The organism is Pseudomonas sp. 9.2(2024) (genome assembly GCF_039695385.1).
GTDB lineage: Bacteria > Pseudomonadota > Gammaproteobacteria > Pseudomonadales > Pseudomonadaceae > Aquipseudomonas > Aquipseudomonas paraglycinae.
In genome coordinates this window covers 540,341-555,036 of sequence record NZ_CP155585.1, presented here as the reverse complement: position 1 = coordinate 555,036, position 14,696 = coordinate 540,341, and the positions used below count along the sequence as shown (strand labels likewise).

Annotated in this window: 15 protein-coding genes; 8 read left to right on the top strand and 7 right to left on the bottom strand. The window is 60.6% G+C overall.

The genetic code is table 11. The features are described from left to right. Window position 1: 1 nt before the first annotated feature. Both cysQ and nudE read right to left on the bottom strand, forming a co-directional pair. Window positions 2-835: a 3'(2'),5'-bisphosphate nucleotidase CysQ gene (cysQ, locus tag ABFB52_RS02460; protein ID WP_129973506.1), complete on the bottom strand. Its 834-nt coding sequence runs from the start codon at window positions 833-835 to the stop codon at window positions 2-4. A gap of 5 nt (window positions 836-840) precedes the next feature. Next, window positions 841-1,407, bottom strand: a complete 567-nt coding sequence (gene nudE, locus ABFB52_RS02455; protein WP_102687837.1) for an ADP compounds hydrolase NudE — start codon at window positions 1,405-1,407, stop codon at window positions 841-843. 88 nt (window positions 1,408-1,495) lie between these two features. On the opposite strand from nudE, the gene yrfG reads away from it, so the two are divergent. Further along, complete coding sequence (yrfG, locus tag ABFB52_RS02450) at window positions 1,496-2,158, top strand: GMP/IMP nucleotidase (protein ID WP_129973502.1); 663 nt, start codon at window positions 1,496-1,498, stop codon at window positions 2,156-2,158. A 93-nt stretch (window positions 2,159-2,251) separates the two neighbouring features. On the opposite strand, the gene lysM is transcribed toward yrfG, so the two are convergent. After that, window positions 2,252-2,692: a peptidoglycan-binding protein LysM gene (gene lysM, locus ABFB52_RS02445; protein WP_039764611.1), complete on the bottom strand. Its 441-nt coding sequence runs from the start codon at window positions 2,690-2,692 to the stop codon at window positions 2,252-2,254. 137 nt (window positions 2,693-2,829) lie between these two features. Between lysM and ABFB52_RS02440 the strand changes: the two genes are divergently transcribed. The 4 genes from ABFB52_RS02440 to ABFB52_RS02425 all read left to right on the top strand — a co-directional run bounded on the left by ABFB52_RS02440 (window position 2,830) and on the right by ABFB52_RS02425 (window position 7,762). After that, complete coding sequence (locus ABFB52_RS02440; protein WP_085746350.1) at window positions 2,830-3,717, top strand: LysR family transcriptional regulator; 888 nt, start codon at window positions 2,830-2,832, stop codon at window positions 3,715-3,717. 92 nt (window positions 3,718-3,809) lie between these two features. Beyond that, the gene (fdhD, locus tag ABFB52_RS02435; RefSeq protein WP_129973503.1) at window positions 3,810-4,649 is read left to right on the top strand and encodes a formate dehydrogenase accessory sulfurtransferase FdhD; all 840 of its coding nucleotides are present in this window, start codon (window positions 3,810-3,812) and stop codon (window positions 4,647-4,649) included. Beyond that, window positions 4,646-6,994: an FdhF/YdeP family oxidoreductase gene (locus ABFB52_RS02430; protein ID WP_102687836.1), complete on the top strand. Its 2,349-nt coding sequence runs from the start codon at window positions 4,646-4,648 to the stop codon at window positions 6,992-6,994. The genes fdhD and ABFB52_RS02430 overlap by 4 nt, the downstream gene beginning before the upstream one ends. Before the next feature lie 288 nt (window positions 6,995-7,282). After that, a complete protein-coding gene (locus ABFB52_RS02425) occupies window positions 7,283-7,762 on the top strand; it encodes a YMGG-like glycine zipper-containing protein (RefSeq protein ID WP_011331978.1) in 480 nt (159 codons plus the stop codon). A gap of 65 nt (window positions 7,763-7,827) precedes the next feature. On the opposite strand, the gene ABFB52_RS02420 is transcribed toward ABFB52_RS02425, so the two are convergent. The 4 genes from ABFB52_RS02420 to ABFB52_RS02405 form a co-directional block, all read right to left on the bottom strand. After that, window positions 7,828-8,259, bottom strand: coding sequence for a thioesterase family protein (locus tag ABFB52_RS02420; RefSeq protein ID WP_165369553.1), 432 nt, complete (start codon window positions 8,257-8,259; stop codon window positions 7,828-7,830). A 31-nt stretch (window positions 8,260-8,290) separates the two neighbouring features. Then, window positions 8,291-9,514, bottom strand: a complete 1,224-nt coding sequence (locus ABFB52_RS02415) for a 3-hydroxyacyl-CoA dehydrogenase (RefSeq protein ID WP_102717634.1) — start codon at window positions 9,512-9,514, stop codon at window positions 8,291-8,293. A gap of 109 nt (window positions 9,515-9,623) precedes the next feature. Next, window positions 9,624-11,552 (bottom strand): ATP-dependent DNA helicase RecQ, encoded by a 1,929-nt coding sequence (locus tag ABFB52_RS02410; protein WP_102717633.1) that lies wholly within the window; start codon window positions 11,550-11,552, stop codon window positions 9,624-9,626. A 152-nt stretch (window positions 11,553-11,704) separates the two neighbouring features. Continuing rightward, window positions 11,705-12,208, bottom strand: coding sequence for a polysaccharide deacetylase (locus ABFB52_RS02405; RefSeq protein WP_346836115.1), 504 nt, complete (start codon window positions 12,206-12,208; stop codon window positions 11,705-11,707). 304 nt (window positions 12,209-12,512) lie between these two features. Here ABFB52_RS02405 and ABFB52_RS02400 point away from each other — a divergent pair, with 304 nt between their 5' ends. The 3 genes from ABFB52_RS02400 to ABFB52_RS02390 all read left to right on the top strand — a co-directional run bounded on the left by ABFB52_RS02400 (window position 12,513) and on the right by ABFB52_RS02390 (window position 14,667). Beyond that, window positions 12,513-12,794: a hypothetical protein gene (locus ABFB52_RS02400; protein WP_007952677.1), complete on the top strand. Its 282-nt coding sequence runs from the start codon at window positions 12,513-12,515 to the stop codon at window positions 12,792-12,794. A 102-nt stretch (window positions 12,795-12,896) separates the two neighbouring features. Then, entirely contained in the window at window positions 12,897-14,024 is a 1,128-nt protein-coding gene (locus tag ABFB52_RS02395) for a hypothetical protein (protein WP_129974187.1), read from the top strand. 343 nt (window positions 14,025-14,367) lie between these two features. Beyond that, window positions 14,368-14,667 (top strand): hypothetical protein, encoded by a 300-nt coding sequence (locus ABFB52_RS02390; protein ID WP_007952679.1) that lies wholly within the window; start codon window positions 14,368-14,370, stop codon window positions 14,665-14,667. Window positions 14,668-14,696: the final 29 nt, after the last annotated feature.

Genomic DNA, 14,696 nt, shown 5'->3' with positions numbered 1-14,696 from the left:
CTTACGAGCGGGCGAGTTCGAGCAGCTTCGCCCGCCATGCTGCTTTCGCCGGCAACGCCAGGAAGAAACTGTTCAACAAAGACTCTCGTGGTGGATAACAGAACGCTTCGCCACTCAGGTCCAGCACCTCGCCACCCGCCCCTTCCAGAACGCCCTGCGCCGCCGCCGTGTCCCACTGCGAAGTCGGCGCCAGACGCGGGTAGCAATCGGCAGCACCTTCGGCCAGCAGACAGAACTTCAGCGAACTGCCGATGTTGGCCAGTTGCAACTCTCCAAGGCTGGCACTCAATCCGGCGAGCAAGCGTTCCTGCTCCGGGCTCGAATGACGGCGGCTGGCAACCACGGTAAACGCTTCGCCAGGTCCCGGCACGTCACGAACCTGAATTGTCACTGGCGTGCCGCCCGTGTCGCCGCGCCAGGCACCAAGCCCGGCTCCGCCGACGTAGAAGCGACCGTTGGTCGGCATCGTCACCACACCGAACACCACCCGGCCGTTCTCGATCAGCGCGATGTTGACGGTGAACTCTTCGCTGCCGCTGATGAACTCCTTGGTGCCATCCAGCGGATCCACCAGCCACCAGCGCTGCCAGCTCGCGCGCACGCTTTGCGGGATGTTGGCGTCCTCTTCGGACAGCACCGGAATGCTCGGATCCAGCGCTGTCAGGCCGGCCACGATCACGTGATGCGCGGCCATGTCCGCCGCCGTCACCGGCGAATCATCGGACTTGGCGGTGACGGCCACACCGGCACGCCAGAACGGCAGGATCGCCTCGCCGGCCCGCAGTGCCAGCTCGACCACCGGCGCCATCAACGGATGGGGAAAACTCATCGGCATCTCACTCATGACTGGAAATATCCGCGCTGGGTCAGCAGGTCGCGGGTCAGGTACAACGCCGCCAGGGCGCGCCCCTCACTGAAATTCGGATTCTGCGCCAGCGTCGACAGCTCTCGCAGGTTGACCTTGTCCACACGCATCGGCTCGGGCTCATCGCCTTCGAGGCGCTCTTCGTACAAATCGGTGGCCAGCACCACCTGAATTTTCTGGCTCATGTAACCGGGGGACAACGACAGCTCGGTCAGATGCTCCAGTTGTCGCGCGCCATAACCGGCTTCTTCCTTGAGTTCGCGTTCGGCGGCAGCCAGCACGTCTTCGCCGGGTTCGATCAGGCCTTTGGGCAGCGACAGTTCATATTCGTCGGTGCCGCCGCAGTATTCCTCGACCAGCACGGCGTGCTCGGCATCGAGCATCGCCACGATCATGACCGCGCCATAGCCGGCGCCCTTGCCGACCAGCCGCTCGTAGGTGCGTTCCACGCCGTTGGAGAAACGCAGCTTCAGCTCTTCGACGCAGAACAGCCGGCTGGTGGCGACGATCTCGCGGGCGAGTACGGTGGGTTTCTGGCGCATGCAAAGCTCCTTGGCGTGAACGCGCTACTATAACGCGGCTTTTCCGATTGTTTGCGTCGGATATCTTTCTACCGTTCGAGACGTTGCCATGCCTTCATTACCGTGGTCCGACATCGATACCGTTCTGCTCGACATGGACGGCACATTGCTGGACCTGCACTTCGACAACCACTTCTGGCTGGAACACCTGCCGCAGCGCTACGCCGAACTGCACGGCGTGAGCCGGGCCATGGCGGAAATGGAATTGCAGCCGCTGTTCGAGCGCCATGCCGGTCAGTTGCAGTGGTACTGCCTGGACTTCTGGAGCGCGGAACTGAAGCTGTCGGTGCGTGAACTGAAACTGGAAACCGCCCACCTGATCGCCCTGCGCCCGGACGCCGACACCTTTCTGGAAGCGATCAAACGAGCCGGCAAACGCGTGGTGATGATCACCAACGCGCATCGCGATTCACTGTCGCTGAAACTGGAACGAATCGAACTGGCGCCATACTTTGAACGGCTGATCAGCTCCCACGACTACGGCTTTCCCAAGGAGAACCCGCAATTCTGGGACGCGTTACAGACCGACATCGACTTCGACCCGGCGCGTAGTCTGTTCATCGACGACACCTTGCCGATCCTGCGCAGTGCACGGAATTTCGGCGTGGCGCATCTGTTGGCCGTGAAAGAGCCGGACAGCCGCAAAGGGCCGAAGGACACCGGGGAGTTTGCGGCGGTCGAGGATTATCGGGATTTGATTGCGGGCCTGTAGACCGCATCGTCCCCATCGCGAGCAGGCTCGCTCCCACAACTGAAATGCATTCCAATGTGGGAGCGAGCCTGCTCGCGATAGCGGTATCTGCGGTTACTCGGGAATACGCAGCGTCTGCCCCGGATAAATCTTGTCCGGGTGTGACAGCAGTGGCTTGTTGGCCTCGAAGATCTTGTTGTACTGGTTGGCGTTGCCATACACCGCCAGGGAAATTGCGCTGAGGGTGTCGCCCTTCTTCACGACCACAAAACGCGCCGCCGCCACAACCGGCCCGGTCACGGTGATCTGGTCATCGACGCTGCCGACACCGGCAATGTTGCCCACTGCCAGAAGAATCTTCTCTTTCTCTTCCTGGCTCGCCACTTCACCGGTGACCGTCACCTTGTCACCGTCCACGGTCGCCTGAACATTCGGGTTACCCAACCCGACCTTGCTGATGTGCTCCTTCAATTGCTCGCTGGCATTGGCGTTGCCAGGGGTCAACAGGTCTAGCAACTTCTCACCGGCCTCTTTCACAAAGCTCAAAAGACTCATCGCGCACACTCCTTGATTTAAGTTCCAGACGCCCAAGCCTAGACCACCCTGGACAAACCCGGTTGCGGCCCGACCAATGACCCTGCCCCCGCGCAAGCGGTAGAATCGCCCACCCTTGCCAGCGCCCCGGAGCGAAGATGGACATCAAGCAGCTGAAATTCCTCATCGCCCTCGACGAAACCCGCCATTTCGGCCAGGCCGCCGCCCGCTGCCACATCACCCAGCCGACCCTGTCGATGCGCCTGCGCAGCCTCGAAGAAGAACTCGACCTGCCATTGGTCAACCGTGGCCAGCGTTTCGAAGGCTTTACCGCGCCGGGCGAACGGGTGCTGGCCTGGGCGCGCACGGTACTGGCGGCCTACGACGGCTTGCAGGCGGAAGCGGCGGCCTGTCGCGGCAATCTGATCGGCACCCTGCGGCTGGGCGTGGTGCCGTTGTCGAGTTTCGATGCGCTGCCGTTGATGCAGCGCCTGCACGCGCAACACCCGAACCTGCGCTTCGAGCTGTCCTCGCTGAGCTCGGAACAGGTTCTGGAGCAACTGGCGAACAATCGCATCGACATTGGCGTGTCCTACCTGGACCGCCTCGACGGCGAGCGGTTTGAATCCCTGGCGTTCAGTGAAACGCAGATGGGCCTGCTCTACGACCAGCGGTTCTTCAGCTTTGGCGAAGCGCCGCTGAGTTGGGAATCACTGATCGAACTGCCCCTGGGCATGCTCACCAGTGGCATGCACTTTCGCCAGTCCATCGACCATAACTTCCACAGTCGCGGCCTGACCCCACAGCCATTGCTGCAAACCGACGCCGTTCACCAATTGTTGCAAGCGGTGCACGGCGGGCTGTGCTGCGCGGTGATGCCACTCGATGGCGGCCTGGAAAACCTCACGGATAACCTGCGCCTGCAACCCATCGAAAACGCCCAGACCCTTGCCCGACTAGGGCTGATCATGCGTCGCGGCGCCCCACGATCGGCGTTGGCCGAGGCCTGTTTCGCGCTCTATCAAAAATCACCAGCGGAGGCTTGATCGACGGAATCTATCGAAGGATCGACACTAGCGATTAGACGCGACATCTTGCCGCGCCTAGTCTTAACGTTGATCAATCCGTCGGTGATGCCATGAACGCCAAGCGCCCGGCCTGCGCGGCGCCTGCTCTCGAAACGCCCGCGCCAGCCGCCAGTCAGACCTACAGCTACAGCGATCTCCCCCTCGCGGAATCGGCCAGCACCGCGCTGGCCGAAGAAGTCGCGTTGGCGATTGCCTACAACGGCATCAGTCAGGCCGTGATGCTGGTGACGCCGACCGACCTTGAAGACTTCATCGTCGGTTTCAGCCTCGGCAGCGGCATCATCGAAGACGCCTCGGACATCTACGACCTGCAACTGACCGGCTCGGGCTCGGCGCAATACGCGCAAGTGACCATCGCCAACCGCGCTTTCTGGAACCTCAAACAGCAGCGTCGGCAACTGGCCGGCACCAGCGGTTGCGGGTTGTGCGGCGTGGAAGCGGTAGAGCAGGCGCTGCCTGACCTCAAGGTTTTACCCGGCGCCCCCTTGCCGCCCATCGAATGGCTCGACGGTCTGCGCCAGCACATCGGCGCTTTTCAGCCGCTCGGCCAGCATTGCGGTGCGGTGCACGCGGCGGTGTTCATGAACGCCAGCGGTGAATTGCTGCTGGGCCGCGAAGACATCGGCCGGCACAACGCCCTCGACAAGCTGATCGGCGGCCTGATCCGGCAAAAGATATCCACAGCCGGCGGCCTGGCGATTGTCACCAGCCGTTGCAGCCTCGAATTGATCCAGAAAGTTTTGCGGGCCGGGATTCAGACCCTGGTCAGCCTGTCCGCGCCCACCGGCCTCGCCGTGCAATGGGCCCGACGCCACAACCTCAATCTCATCCACCTGCCGCAAAAGAACGCGCCGCGGGTGTATAGCCCAGAAATGGAGAAACACTCGTGAGCCAACACCATCAAGCCGACCAGAAACCCGTCCCACGCTACAAGCCTTACAAGGGCGCAGCCGGCGGCTGGGGCGCACTGATCAGCGTGGCCCAGGCCTGGCTGACCAGCGACAACGCCCTGAAAAACCTGCGCATGATGCTCAAGACCAACCAGAACGGCGGCTTCGACTGCCCGGGCTGCGCCTGGGGCGATTCGCCGGAAAGCGGCATGGTCAAGTTCTGCGAGAACGGCGCCAAGGCGGTGAACTGGGAAGCGACCAAGCGCCGGGTGGACGGCAAATTCTTCGCCAAGCACAGCGTCACCGCGTTGCTCGAACAGAGCGACTACTGGCTCGAATATCAGGGTCGCCTGACCGAGCCAGTGGTGTATGACGCCGAAACCGATCGCTACAAGCCGATCGGCTGGGACGATGCCTACGCGCTGATCGGCAAACACCTGCGAGCGCTGTCGAGTCCGGATCAGGCCGAGTTCTACACCTCCGGCCGCGCCAGCAATGAAGCGGCGTACCTGTATCAACTGTTCGTGCGCGCCTTCGGCACCAACAACTTCCCCGACTGCTCGAACATGTGCCACGAGGCCAGCGGCGTGGCGCTGGCGCAAAGCGTCGGTGTCGGCAAAGGCACCGTGACCTTCGACGACTTCGAACACGCCGATGCGATTTTCGTCTGGGGCCAGAACCCGGGCACCAACCACCCGCGCATGCTCGAACCGCTGCGCGAAGCAGTCAAACGCGGCGCCCAGGTAGTGTGCGTCAACCCGCTGAAAGAGCGGGGTCTGGAACGTTTCCAGCATCCACAGCATCCGATCGAAATGCTCACCAACGGCGACAAGCCGACCAACACCGCGTATTTCCGCCCGGCGCTGGGCGGCGACATGGCGGTGCTGCGCGGCATGGCCAAGTTCCTGCTGCAATGGGAACGCGAGGCGCAGAAGGCCGGCGCACCGGCGGTGTTCGATCACGACTTCCTCAATGAACACAGCGTCAATGTGCTGGAATACCTCGGCGTCGTCGATGACACACCGTGGGAGCAGATCGTCACCCAGTCCGGCCTGACCCTGGTGGAAATCGAGCAAGCGGCGCGCATGTACGCCAAAGGCAAGAACGTGATCATGTGCTGGGCGATGGGCATCACCCAGCATCGCCACTCGGTGCCGACCATCCAGGAGATCGCCAACCTGATGCTGCTGCGCGGCAACATTGGCAAACCCGGCGCCGGTCTGTGCCCGGTACGCGGCCACAGTAACGTGCAGGGCGACCGCACCATGGGCATCAACGAACGTCCGCCGGTGGCGTTCCTTGATTCCCTCGAGCGCCGCTTCCAGTTCAAGGTGCCACGTCACAACGGGCACAACGTGGTCGAAGCGATTCATGCGATGGCCGAAGGTCGCGCCAAGGTGTTCATCGGTCTGGGCGGCAACTTCGCCCAGGCCACGCCGGACAGCCCGCGCACCTTCCAGGCCCTGAGCAACTGCGACCTGACTGTGCAGATCAGCACCAAGCTCAACCGCAGCCACCTGGCTCACGGCAAGGACGCGTTGATCCTGCCGTGCCTGGGCCGTACCGACATCGATATCCAGACCGAAGGCCCGCAGGCCGTCACCGTGGAAGACTCGTTCAGCATGGTGCACGCCTCAAACGGTCAGTTGCAGCCGCTGTCGAACCAGATGCGCTCGGAGCCGTCGATTATCGCCGGCATTGCCGCCGCGACCCTGGGCAGCAAACCGGTGGACTGGAACTGGCTGGTGGCCGACTACCGGCGTATCCGCGAACTGATCGCCGACACCATCCCGGGCTTCAAGGATTTCAACGAGAAGGTCAAGAACCCGGGTGGTTTCTACCTCGGCAACAGCGCCGGCGCGCGCAAGTGGAACACCACGTCGGGTCGGGCCAACTTCAAACCGAACATGCTGCCCAAGGATCTGATCCACGAACGCACCCGCGCCACCGGCAAACTGCCGGACCTGATCCTGCAATCGATGCGTTCCCACGATCAGTACAACACCACGATTTATGGTCTCGACGATCGTTATCGCGGGGTGAAGGGGCAACGTGATGTGCTGTTCGCCAACGAGGCGGACATCATTCGCCTGGGCTTCAAACCGGGGCAGAAGGCTGACATCGTGTCGCTGTGGGACGATGGTCGCGAGCGTCGGGTGAAGGGCTTCACGCTGCTGGCGTTCGATATTCCGGCGGGGCAGGCGGCGGCTTATTACCCAGAGGTGAACCCGTTGGTGCCGCTGGAAAGCACCGGCGATGGCAGCCATACGCCGACGTCGAAGTTCATTGCCATTCGCCTGGAAGCAGCGAGTGAAACGGGGCTGATCATGGCCAAGTCGGCCTGATTCTGATTGCTCCCACGCTCTGCGTGGGAGCGCAGCCGTGGACGCTCCGCGTCCGAAAGTCAGACTCGATAGATCTCGCAGACACTTTTCAAACGCCCACAAAAAAGGCCGCTTTGTGATCAAAGCGGCCTGTCCGAAGTAGCTAAAGACCGGCGAAAATCGGTTAAGTTCCGCCCAAAAATCAGCAACTTGCAGAATTGTATACAGGTCGTGCTATTCGTCGGATTTTGATTGTCACGCCCATTCCAGAGCCTCAGGATCGCGCCGTCATCCCTTTGAGGCTCCTCTATGAAGTTCTCCTCGATTCTCTTGTTGTCCCTTGGCCTGGTCAGTGGCTTCGCTTCTGCCGGAGGCACCACCGAAGCAGGTGTGGGCGGCGCATTGGGCGGGGTTCTTGGCTCGGTCGTCGGTCAATCGCTAGGCGGCAGTACAGGTTCAACCATTGGCGCAGCCCTGGGCGGCGCGGGTGGTAGTGCGGTGGGCGCCGACAAGCGCAGCCGTGGCGAAGCAGCCATCGGCGGTGCGCTGGGCGCAGCCGGCGGCAACGTGGTCGGCCGCAGCATGGGCGGCACCACCGGCAGCCTGATCGGCGCAGCAGCCGGCGGCGGCGCGGGTGGCGCGCTGGGCAACTACATGGGCAACAAGAGCGATGACGATGATCGTCATTACGATCGTCGCCATGATGATCGTCGCTACTACCGTGACCGTCACCCAGGTCGTGGCCATGCCTATGGCCATCGCAAGCACCACCGCTACTATCGCGACTGAGGCCTGGCCTCGTTAGCTGATACCCCCAGATCGCAGCTCCCCCGGGCTGCGATTTTTTTTGTCCGTCACACCGTCAGGCGTTCCAGCGCTTCGCGCAATCGGGCCGGAATCGACACCGGCTGATTGGACGCCCGGTCGACGAATACATGCACGAAACGTCCGGCGGCACAGGCTTCCACCTCTCCTTCCTTGAACACCGCCAGTTCGTATTGCACCGAACTGTTGCCCAGCTTGCCGACCCGCAGACCAATCTCGATTCGATCCGGAAAAGCGATCGACGCGAAGTAGTCGCAGGACGAACTCACCACAAATCCCACCACCTCGCCGTCATGGATATCCAGCCCTCCGAGCTGAATCAGGTACGTGTTCACCGCCGTGTCGAAGAAGCTGTAATAGGTGACGTTGTTGACGTGGCCGTAGGCGTCGTTGTCATGCCAGCGCGTGGTGATCGGCTGGAAGTGCGGGTAATCGCTGCGTTGCGGCATAGGGTTGGACATCAGTGTCGATTCCTGGAGTGATCTGCCCAGTCTAAAGGTAAAAACCTTTGCCTCGCGCCGCCAGCTCGCCGATCAATGGCGCCGGACGCCAGTGATCGCCCTGCCGGGTCTCCAGCGCCAGCAATCGCTTGTGAATGTCGGCCAGACCCTGATCATCCGCCCAGGCCATCGGCCCGCCCCGCTCCGCCGGGAAGCCGTAGCCATTCAGATAAACCTGATCGATGTCATGCGCCGACTCGGCAATCCCTTCCTGCAGGATCTTCGCGCCCTCATTGACCAACGCCAGCAGGCACCGCTCAAGGATCTCCTCCGAGCCGATATCCCGCCGATGAAATCCCAAGCCTTCGCTGACGCTCAACACCAGCGCATCGACCTCAGGATCATGCTCGGCCTGACGACTGCCCGGCTCGTAGTGGTAATAACCGTTGCCGGACTTCTGACCGAAGCGACCCTGTTCGCACAAGCGGTTATCCACCTGAACCTCGGGCGCGTCCTGCCCCTTGCCGGCGAGCTCGCGGGCACGCCACTCGAGATCGATGCCGACCACGTCGTACATGCGAAACGGCCCCATGGCGAAACCGAAACTCTGCAACGCCGCATCGACCTGATGCGGATACGCCCCTTCGAGCAACATCTTGCGCGCTTCGAGCACATACGGATGGAGCATGCGGTTGCCGATAAAACCGTGGCAGTTACCCGACACCACACTGACCTTGCCCATGCGCTTGCCCAGCTCAAGCGCAGCCTCAAGCACAGCCGGTGATGTCTGCGCGCCACGGACTATTTCCAGCAACTTCATGATGTGCGCCGGGCTGAAGAAATGCAGGCCCAGCACTTGGGTCGGACGCCGTGTCGCGGCGGCAATGGCGTCGATGTCCAGCGCCGAGGTATTGCTCGCCAGCAGCGCTTCGGGCTTCAGCACGCCATCGAGCTCGCGGAAGATCTTCTGCTTGAGCTCAAGATTCTCGTACACCGCTTCGATCACCAGGTCGACATTGCGGATCGCCACATAGTCTGGCGCCGCACTGATACGGGCAATCCGCGCATCGGCCTCGGCCTGGTCGATCCGTCCCTGTCGCACGTTGTGCGCGTAGGTATCGGCCACGGTGGCCAGCGCCTGCTCGAGCATCTGTGGATTGTTATCGACCCACTGCACCGACACGCCGGCGTTGGCCAGGCACATGACGATGCCGCGGCCCATGGTGCCGGCGCCGATCACGGCGGCCTGCTGAATAGCGAAGGATGTCTGGCTCATGTTGTTCTCTTGTTGGCGATCCGAAGACAGCCATCACCATAGTCAGCCACCGGGCATTTTTGAAGTTCATTGCCGTGATGATCGACATTCACCAGATGGATTCGAGACCTCACAGATGCGCCTGAGCCCAGGCCCGAACCTCCGCGTAGGGATATTCTTCCAGCGCCGCAAACCCGGAAATGGCCCGGGCCTTTAGCTTGGTAAACAACGGTACGCTGATTCCGCACAGGAACCGGGTCAACCGCTCCGCCGACGGAGCGCTGCCAGCGTGCTGCTGGTGCCTGTGGATAAAATCGCCACACAACGTCGCAAAATTTTTATCCACAAGCGTCGGCAATTCCGGAGGTGCTGGCAGCCGCGCGACTTGCCCGTGACACACCGAGCAATGTCCGCACTGCTGCGGTGCATTGTGATCGCCAAAATATTCGGCCAGCCGATATCCGAGGCATCGCTCGGTGGCGAACAGCTCGAGCATGGCGTGAATCCGCGCCACTTCGGTTTGCTCATGGCGGGTGAAATAGTCATGCAGTTCAGCGCTCAGCGCCTGGCTGTCGAAATCGCCGCGCAGGACGTTGTAGACCTCGGTCATTTGCTTGCTCTCAAGCTCGACCCAGCCCTTTTCCTGAAAGTAATCCAGCGCCTTCACCACCCGGTTGCGCTCGGCTGAATACTGCTCGTACATCGCCTCGAAATTCACCGTGGCCCAGGTGCGCGCGCGGCTTGAGGTCTGGATGATCGCGGCGACGAAATCCTTTCGCTCGCCCTCGAAACGCTCAAGCAACGCCTCGGGCTCCAGCAAGTATTTGAAACGGTATTCGGCGTAGTACGCGTAGCGCGGGGCAATCAGTCCTCGCAGCTCAAGCTGCACCAGCAACGTCTTCAGAGGCAACGAACGAATGTTGCTCTGGTCCGCCAGCGGCCCGAGCAGAAATTCCCATTGGCCTTCGGGCGCGGCGGCCTGCAACTCGTCGAGCACATGACGAATGCCGTCCTGTTCCGGCGTGTCGCCATACACGAAGTTTTCCAGCACGTTGAGGCTGTCGCGGTTGGCCAGCACCAGGCAGTCGGAGGGCTGCCCGTCACGTCCGGCGCGGCCGATTTCCTGGCTGTAGTTTTCGATGGATTTGGGCAGGTCGAAATGCACCACGTTGCGGATGTCGCTCTTGTCGATGCCCATGCCGAACGCAATGGTGGCGACGATGCAATTGGACTGCCCGCCCATGAAGCGCTTCTGGATCCCGTCCCGTTGCTCATGGGGCAAACCGGCGTGATAAGCCTCGGCCTGAATGCCATTGCGCTCAAGATGTTCGGCAATCTGCTCGGCGGTTTTCTGCAGCGTGACGTAGACAATGCTCGGCTGGCCCGCGCGCTCGCTCATCCACTCCACCAGCCGTCGGCGCTTGTCCTGCCCACGCACCGGCTCGACCAGCAGATTGAGGTTGGGTCGATAGAAACCGGTGGTCACCACATCTTCTGCCGCGATGGCGAATTTCGCCTGCATGTCGGCGATCACTTTCGGCGTTGCCGTGGCAGTCAGCAGCAGGGTTTGCGGGATGTTGAACTGGCGCTGGTAGTCCGGCAGTTTGAGGTAGTCGGGGCGGAAGTTGTGGCCCCATTCGGAGATGCAGTGCGCCTCGTCCACCACCAGCAGCGAGATCGGCACCTGCTGCAAAAAGTTGCGAAAGCGCTCGTTCTTCAAACGCTCCACGGAAATCATCAGGATCTTCAGTTCGCCCGAACGGGCGCGCGCCATTACATCGTTGGCGTCTTCGCGGCTCTGCGCCGAATCGATGCTGCCTGCCGAAATCCCGTGTCGTCGCAAAAACTCGAGCTGATCCTGCATCAGCGCCAGCAGCGGCGAGACCACCAGCGTCAGGTGTGGCAGCAGGAGTGCCGGCACCTGGTAACAAAGGGACTTGCCGGAGCCGGTGGGAAAGATCGCCGCCGCCGAGCGCCCGGCGAGAACGGCGCTGATTGCTGTCTCCTGGCCGGGTCGAAACTGTGGATAACCGAAAACCTGTTCCAGGGTGTTGTGCATTCGCTGTCACTCCGTTGACCGCTGTGATGCCAACAGCCTAGCGGGCGATCGCAGCGCGTCGAGAAAAGGTCGGGGTCAAATCGATACGGGATGATACCCGACGACCTCCAGCCTTTGGCCAACGTCGTGACGGCGGGACTGTGACGGCGGGACTACGGCTGCAACACCGCCACTCGCAATTGCTCGTTCAATAGCTGCTCATGCGCGCCCTGACTTTTGCTGGCCCACAGTGCATGGGCCGGGCTGATATCACCGGTGAATGCCGTCGCCAACTGACGCAGGTCGGCGACACTGCGCACCCGAGGACAGAACGCTTGCTCGTCGCAGTTCTGGCTGGCGTTGCGATAGGTGGTGAGCAAACGATCCCATAGGCCGTCACGCACCCGGCGGATCGACTTGAGCTGCACATGCGGCACGCCCAGACGTTGTTTCAGCCCGGACTCATCCAGGCCTTCGCTGGCCAGCAGTGCCTTGCCGAACATCAGCACTTCGGCGCGGGACGCCGTGTCGATGCTGGCCTGGGTCGTGAGTGCATCCGGCCAGTCTGTGCGCTCCACTTGCGTGAGCACCAGTCCATTGCCCGCCTCGGAGGCCAACGCCAAACGACAACCACTGGCCCACAGCAAAACAATCGAGGCCATTCGTAGCCACTGCATACCTAATTCCCTTTAAGTCTGTGTCGGACGTCTGGAAACACCCCACGGATTCTGGCGCGCACCATACAGATGTTTAACGGGAATCGCCCGACAAACACGTAGGAAATTTCGCCCATCAGGGTTTGGCTGTGAAAAAGCCGCAAAAACGCGTAGGGCAAATGCCCGAACCCCGGAAAAACCCCTACGAATTCTGTCCATTGTGGCTGTCTTGTCCCACTCGACGGCGCCCTTCTATAGTGGCCGGCGCGACTGAAAACATTGTGTCGGCCCGCCGAAGCGACTTCGTAAAGGACACACCTCAATCATGAACATGTTCACACCGCTGAATACTCGTTTTCGCCCTCTCAAAACCTGCGACGGCGACAACCCGGTCATGGTCATCGACACCGCAGCAGCACCGGGTGATTTGCTCAATGCCGCCGATCAACGCCTGCGTGCCGCCAGTGATCTGCTGGAAACTCTTTACTGCTTGTGTTTCAAACAAGCCGACGTGAAAGACATCCCCAACATCGTCAATGCGCTTTATCTGCTGACGCAGGACGGCTGTGACTTGTTGGAAGTTGCCAGACAACGAATAAATAGTTAAAGCCAGCTGAGCAACTTACAAAGCTCGCAACAACCCATCACTTCCATTACAACAAAGATCGGAACTAGCCTGTTTGCTCTTACATCAACCAAGAGCAACAACATGACTACGCTGACTATTTTCTTTTGCGGTACAGGTTCGACAAAATTTGATGACACCCACGAAAACTATTGGGACGGTGAATTGGTTTCCACACTTGCCTCTCATCACGTCGGTCGCGAGTTCGCCGAATGGATCGTGGTCGATGGCCCCGGCACCAGCAACCTGCAAGCTGATGAACTGTTCACCCAATCCAAGGACTACGGCCTCAGCGGGACCTTGTTCGGCAAGGGCTGGGAGGAAAACGTCCTGCACGCGATGAACATCATCAAAGGCAAGTGCGACTGGCAGCGCGAAAAACTGACAGAGGCGGAATACAACCGCCTAAAAGCCGCCGGCATTCCGATTGAAGATGTAAAAGTCGAAGGTTCCTGGCTGTGGCGCAAATATAACTATGGCGATCGCAGCGTCACGCAACAGAAGTTACAGGAACAGATTATTAAAACCTTTCGCAAGGACGGTGTTATTCCAACAAAAGTCAATCTGGTGGGCTGGAGCCGCGGCGGTATCAGTTGCCATATGCTGGCCAATGCCATGTTCAACGACAGTGCACTGAAAAACATTCCAGTGAATATCTTTGCCATCGACCCGGTACCAGGTATTGGCAACTTTCAGGACCAACGGGTAAAGCTCAACAGCAACGTAAAAGAATATGTGGGTTTCTATGCGCGGGATGAGCGCTCCAAGGGCTTCAGTTGCGTCATCCCGCAAACCGCGACCGGCACCAAGACCAGCATCTTCCCCATGCCCGGCCGTCACGCCACCCTGGTCGGCAACGCCTCCGCCGACGGCAACAGTGGTCCAAAAGTGCTGGCCGAACCCGGCCTCATCGTCCGCCACTTTGCCGAGGTCTGCCTGAAACGCTGGGGCACTACCCTCGACAAAAACCTCAACCTCACCGACGCCGACCTTCGCAACCACGCCGCCGCCATCGTCAACGCGGCAGCGAAATACAAGGCCATGGAGAAGTGCTCCTACACCTGGTTCACCGAGCTGGATCAAGGCGAACGCTACGTTTCGCTGGGCAGCAAAGGCGTACCGTTTTCGACGGTGAAAGGCACGATCTACAGCCCGGCGAACGGGCTGACCACGAGTGTGCTGGATGTTGAGGGGTATCGGGCGATTCGTTGAAAACCGTGATTGAACTGTAGGAACAGCCTGCCGGAATCTGCATCCCGTTCCTACACGCAGCGACGCCTTGTCTTCTATCGGCGCTTGTTAGCCCAAATCTATAGTTGTGAGTGTCGCTGCCCAATCAGCGATTCAGGTTTGGTCACCTGAAAAACAGAGATAACTGATACATGCCCTTGTATGCTGCTGAGCTCTTTCTGTCGGCACGTTTTATGGCGGGCTGTGTTTGGGACGCTTCGGCGTACCGGGTTATCTCTGCCGGTTTGACCAACTTGAACACAGTCCGCCTCCACCGCTTGGTCACGGTAGCAGCGGTTCATCGATGCCTGCAGAGATAGAAAAAATGAAATCATGGAACGAGCTCCACTCCGATCGCTACCGCCCACTCGACTCCAATCTAACCGACACCAAGCCCCTGGTCATCGACACCGAGGCCAACCCGCAAGACATCCTCGAATGCGCCGTCCAGCGCCTGCGCGCCTCAAGCGACCTGCTGCAAACCCTCTACTGCCTCTGCTTCAAACACGCCGACGTAGAAGACATCCCGCACATCACGCACGCGCTCTACCTTCTCACCAAAGACGGCTATGACCTGCTCCAGGTCGCCCAGCAACGAATGCTCAACTGGAAAGCGCCGGCCTGACGAATTCCTCGGCAGGCGTGTTCACAGCT